This window comes from Chamaesiphon polymorphus CCALA 037 (genome assembly GCF_003003845.1).
In the GTDB taxonomy this organism is placed as follows: Bacteria; Cyanobacteriota; Cyanobacteriia; order Cyanobacteriales; family Chamaesiphonaceae; genus Chamaesiphon; species Chamaesiphon polymorphus.
Map to the genome: position 1 here is coordinate 1 of NZ_PVWO01000427.1, position 5,241 is coordinate 5,241.

The window sequence follows — 5,241 nt, forward strand, 5'->3', positions numbered from 1 at the left end:
TCATTAATCCTCTTCACCTACGAAATTGGTTTGCTAATTGTTGCTACTGTACTTCATAACAAAGGAAAGTGCTGTATAGTGACTTTACAATTGAAGCATGTATACTCAACTATAATTCAACAAATGTCAACCGAATTACAGCAAGTCCTAGACTCTATCTCTGAACTCAAAACCGAATTCACAGGACTCAAAACCGAATTCACAGCATCTGAAAACCGATTAGAGAAAAAGATTGAAGAAGTTAGAACCGAATTAAAAGCCGAACTCAAAGAAGCCAAACTAGATGCAAAGCTTTTTAACACTAAATTCGACTACGATCGACAAGCGACACAGTGGGTAATTATCTTATCTTTTACCCTAATTGTAGCAGCGACCGCGATTACCATATTCGCATCTGTCTTTACTTTTAGATAGTACGCTGCTGAGTATTTGTTGAGCTTTGCTCTCTACCCAATGTAGGCTGTTTCGACATTGCCAGAGTTTTGTCCGTCAATCAGCTTCTAAACAGACGGCTATAAAGGGTTTCGTGCTGCATACTCGCTAATGATAGTCCCCAACTACAGGCATAGAGATCGCCATCGGCTAAAGTCGGAATTGTCCGCGCCAAGGCATCGATATTAGCCTGTAAGTGCCATAAGATCTGTTGTCCGGCTGTTTGCCCTAGCGGAATGGATTTAATCCCCACACCGAGCTGATTTGCCACCCAAGTATGTAAGTAAGCCAAGATTGTAGCATCCCGATCGATTTGCCAAGACTGCGCGACAACTCCAAACGCGATCGCATAATTACAAGGATTACCGATAGCTGAAATCGAATCGGCGATCTCTGGTGTTAATTCGAGTGCCAGTTTTACTAACGAACCACCCATTTGCCAACTTTGGAGGCGCAATTCTTCAGTTTCGCGAGCGGCGGAAAGCCATTGGTTCCAGTAACACGCACGTTCGAGATCGCCAGCCATCCCCGCCAGATAAGCCCGATCTACCATCGCCGTCTCGATCCGAATGGCTCCAGTCTGTAATTCGCGATCGATCCAGGCTTGCAGCGTCTCGCGATCGCGGATAATACCACGATCGATAATCTGCTCCAATCCTTCCGAATAACTATATCCCCCGACAGGTAATAGCGGACTCGATAACTGAAGCAATCTTAAGAGCTGTTGGCGATCTGGGGTAGAATTTTCGCGATCCATTAACCCAATTTATTAATACATTACATCCTTACTATAGAAGTTGCTCGATCGCAACGGTGAAGATAAAAAACCATTGAACCCTGTATCCTCGCAGCATCGATCGCAGAATCAAGTAACGATCGCATAACACAATTTCCAACAAGCCCTTGACTCTACCTGCGAAATCCCTTACGCTTGCGATCGCCACGATGCCCTGGCATTAGTTGTACTACGGGTACAGCGGGTTGGCGTTTGCGATTGAAACACTGCGCCACGTCTGGCGTACAGTGGTGCGTGCCAACAAACGTTGCCGCCCTCAAGCATCATAATCCATTCAAACTTTGGAACGTCAATTTTGAGAGATCTTATCGCGAGGAGTTCGCCAAGGAAGAGTGGAAGAATCCAGTCAATGAAGATATTCACCTAACGACTACAGTGTAATAGAACTGGAAAAGTATCGACCCAAAAATGCGTTTCTGCTAAATATGATGTCTTAACAGATATGGACACCCCATTTATTTCTGTAATCATTCCTGTATTCAATGATGTCCATCGACTAAAGCTTTGTTTGCAGGCTTTAGAAAATCAGACTTATCCCAAAGACTGTTACGAGGTAATCGTTGTTGATAATGGTTCCGATCCAAACGAGAGCATAGACCAGCTAGTCACTCAATTCGATCGAGCGATCGCAGCTTTTGAATCTAAACCGGGTTCCTATGCTGCGCGTAATAAGGGTATTTCTATTGCAAAAGGTGACGTGATTGCGTTTACCGATGCCGATTGTATTCCCGCACCGAATTGGATTGAAAAAGGCTTAGAGTGTTTACGGCAAACTAGAAACTGCGGTTTAGTGGCGGGTCGCATCGACGTTTTCTTTCAGAATGACCAAGAAGTAACCCCAGTCGAATTGTATGAAAGCATTACAGCATTTCCACAAAAACAGCTACTAGAAAGCCGACATTTTGGTGCAACCGCAAATCTCTTCACATTTAGGCATATATTTGAAAACGTTGGCAATTTTAATTCCAACCTAAAATCCGGCGGAGATGTAGAGTGGGGGCAGCGAGTTTTTGCTCACGGATACGAGCAAGCTTATGCCGAAGCAGCGCGCGTTCATCATCCCGCACGGAGATCGTTCAAAGAACTGTACAAACGAACAATTCGCCTTGTCGGAGGAGATTATGACCTCCAGCGACAAAAAGAATCGTCTTTGCTGAAACAGAATGTTTTATTTATTCAAAAATTTGCGTTAGACCTGATTCCTCCCTTGATGTTCATTTTCAATGCAATTTTAGATTCTCGCTTACAAGGATTTAAGCAGAAGCTAGATGTTTCGTTAGTAATGTGTTTTGTACGATACATTAGTGCTTGGGAACGATTGAAATTAAAGGCAGGAGCAATTTCAGCTAGAGAGTAAGTCTTGCTAAAAAAACTCGATCGCAAGAATTTATATTCAACTACAGCCAGTGAGGGATGATTCATGACTGAGCCACAAGTAACGATTATTGTCGTTCCTAGAGAGCGATTTAGTTTAACGCAGGAATCACTAGAGAGCATTTATGAATACACTGAAACGCCATTTCATCTGGTGTATGTCGATGGCGGATCGCCTACCCACATTCGACAGTATTTAGCAACACAGTCCCAGCAGAAGAACTTCCAACTCATTCGGACAAATTACTACTTAACGCCCAATCGTGCTAGAAACATTGGACTGCAGCAAGTTAGCACCAAGTATGTCGTATTTATTGACAATGATGTGATTGTTTCACCAGGCTGGTTGCAGCAGATGATCCAGTGCGCGGAGGAAACAGGCGCGACGATCGTCACGCCGCTGACAGGAGAAGGAATGCCCGTCCACGAACGGGTTCACTGTGCGGGGGGTGAAGCCCATCTGGTCATCAAAGAAGAAGGTAGCGAGGTCAAACGCTATATTTTGTCGAAGCTGCACTATCGCGGTCGGCGGCTAAAGGATGTGCAAGGCAAGCTGACCCGCAAAGCGACAGAGATGGCAGAATTTCACTGCATTTTTGTCCGTACTGCCATTTTTGAAAAAATTGGACTGCTAGATGAGGCAGTCATGAACACCAAAGAACATGCGGACTTCTGCATGACCGTGGCACAAGCGGGAGGTACTGTATATTTGGAGCCATCGTCGCTGGTTACTTACGTTCCGGGCTTGTCACCCTGTTGGTCGGACTTGCACTTCTATATGCTGCGCTGGAGCGATGCCTGGGGAATTGCCAGTTTGAAGCGGTTACAGAAAAAATGGAATCTCACTGAGGACGAGCATGGTGGCGGATATCTAATCTGGCGGCGTAAGCTGGCAATCATCCGACCGCTGATGGAACATATGCCTGGCGGACAAAAGAACAAACTCTTGCAGAAAGCTTTCGTGCTGATTGAGGTGATTCTCAACCGCCTAATTGTCAGCCATTATGCCCTCAGTCAGGTTTGGCATAAATCAGAGCCGACTCCCACCCCGTTGCAGCAGTCCAGTTCTTCCTCATGAGCATTCGAGACAAGGCAGTTAAGGGAATTGTTTGGTCTGCGATCGAGAACTGGGGCAGTCAGGCTGGTTCCTTGCTGGTGTTTTTTGTGTTAGCTCGGCTGCTAAAGCCAGAAGCCTTCGGTCTGGTAGCATTTGCCAGCATCTTTCTGGCATTCATGCAGATCTTTCTCAACCAGGGTTTTGCTCAAGCTCTGGTGCAACGGCGCGAACTCGACCCAGAACACCTCGATACCGCCTTTTGGACGAATCTGACAATTGGGGTGGCTCTGACCCTGATTGGCTACACGAGCGCAAGTCCGATTGCGCAACTGTTCCGTCAGCCAGAGCTGGCACCAATTCTGCAAGGATTCTCGCTGCTATGTATCATCACGGCATTTGGAAATGTTCAACAAGCGATACTAGAGCGCAATCTGGCATTTCGGGCGATCGCGCTGCGGAGCCTGCTCGGAACGCTCGTCGGGGGCTGTGTGGGTCTGATTGCGGCGATCTCTGGTTTAGGAGTTTGGAGTTTGGTCTACCAACAAATCGTGCAAGAGCTGGTAGGAACGGTAATGCTCTGGCGAGCGAGCAACTGGAGACCAGGACTCAAATTCTCTCTTCCACACCTTCAACACCTGTTTGGTTTTGGGATTAGTTTATTGGGTTTCAACCTCCTAAATTTCCTCAACACCAGAGCCGATGATTTTCTGATTGGATACTTCTTAGGGCCAGTTCCATTGGGCTATTACACGATTGCCTACCGCATTTTGAGTGTGATGACGCAGGTGCTATTGAGTGCTGGAACTAAAGTGGCACTCCCCACATTTTCACGGCTCCAGCAAGACCCCGAGCAGTTTCGACAGGCATTTCACACTGCGACTCAATTAACCAGCGTTGTTGCCTTTCCGATATTCCTGGGGATGACAGTCCTTGCTCCAGAATTTGTCGTGTTGTTCTTCGGATCGCAATGGACCCCATCAATCCCGGTGCTACAGGTGCTATCCCTGGCTGGAATCTTCAAAGCTGTTGCCTTCTTTAAGGGGTCAGTATTTATTGCAATGGGAAAACCGATCTGGACATTTTGGTTTGGCTTACTGAATGCAACGTTAAATTTAGCTGGATTTGCGATCGCCATTCGCTGGGGAATTGTTGCAGTCGCTTGTGCTTACGTAATTCGTGGCTACCTAGTTCTACCAATTAGCCAATGGTTCGTTAGTCGTTTAATCCAAATTTCATTTTTTAAATATTTTCATAACTTTTTCATCCCATTGATTAGCTCATTAATCATGGTGACTGTTATGTTAATGACCAAGTTTTTTCTTAGTCAATTGCTCAATCAGCAGATGCTGTTGGCAGTTTGTATTGCGATCGGTATCTTCTCTTATGGATTAGTTCTCCGATGGCTATCACCAAAACTCTTTCTAAAACTACAAGAATTCCTGAACATTGTGCTGACACGCTCAAAAGCACAAAATATTTAAGTTTAACCCATAGGTAGCTTATGCACTCACGGTTCGCTCATTTTGGAGAGAGGTAGTCAAATTGGGTTAAAGTTTGACAATGAGCAAGCCTGTAACCTTAA

Annotated in this window: 6 protein-coding genes; 5 read left to right on the forward strand and 1 reads right to left on the reverse strand. The window is 45.7% G+C overall.

Going from position 1 to position 5,241, the window contains the following annotated elements; all coding sequences use genetic code 11:
- Positions 1-123 precede the first annotated feature (123 nt).
- Complete coding sequence (locus C7B77_RS23500; RefSeq protein ID WP_106310651.1) at positions 124-414, forward strand: ssr2422 family thylakoid membrane protein; 291 nt, start codon at positions 124-126, stop codon at positions 412-414.
- Between the two features lie 79 nt (positions 415-493).
- On the opposite strand, the gene C7B77_RS23505 is transcribed toward C7B77_RS23500, so the two are convergent.
- Positions 494-1,189, reverse strand: coding sequence for an urease accessory protein UreF (locus C7B77_RS23505; RefSeq protein ID WP_106310653.1), 696 nt, complete (start codon positions 1,187-1,189; stop codon positions 494-496).
- A gap of 237 nt (positions 1,190-1,426) precedes the next feature.
- Between C7B77_RS23505 and C7B77_RS30365 the strand changes: the two genes are divergently transcribed.
- From C7B77_RS30365 to C7B77_RS23520, 4 genes are all read left to right on the forward strand, one after another.
- Entirely contained in the window at positions 1,427-1,609 is a 183-nt protein-coding gene (locus C7B77_RS30365; protein WP_181243992.1) for a hypothetical protein, read from the forward strand.
- A gap of 61 nt (positions 1,610-1,670) precedes the next feature.
- Positions 1,671-2,585, forward strand: coding sequence for a glycosyltransferase family 2 protein (locus C7B77_RS23510; RefSeq protein WP_106310655.1), 915 nt, complete (start codon positions 1,671-1,673; stop codon positions 2,583-2,585).
- Between the two features lie 63 nt (positions 2,586-2,648).
- Positions 2,649-3,680, forward strand: coding sequence for a glycosyltransferase family 2 protein (locus C7B77_RS23515; protein WP_106310657.1), 1,032 nt, complete (start codon positions 2,649-2,651; stop codon positions 3,678-3,680).
- Positions 3,677-5,140, forward strand: a complete 1,464-nt coding sequence (locus C7B77_RS23520) for an MOP flippase family protein (RefSeq protein WP_106310659.1) — start codon at positions 3,677-3,679, stop codon at positions 5,138-5,140. Before C7B77_RS23515 ends, C7B77_RS23520 begins: the two co-directional genes overlap by 4 nt.
- The last annotated feature ends 101 nt before the right edge of the window (positions 5,141-5,241 follow it).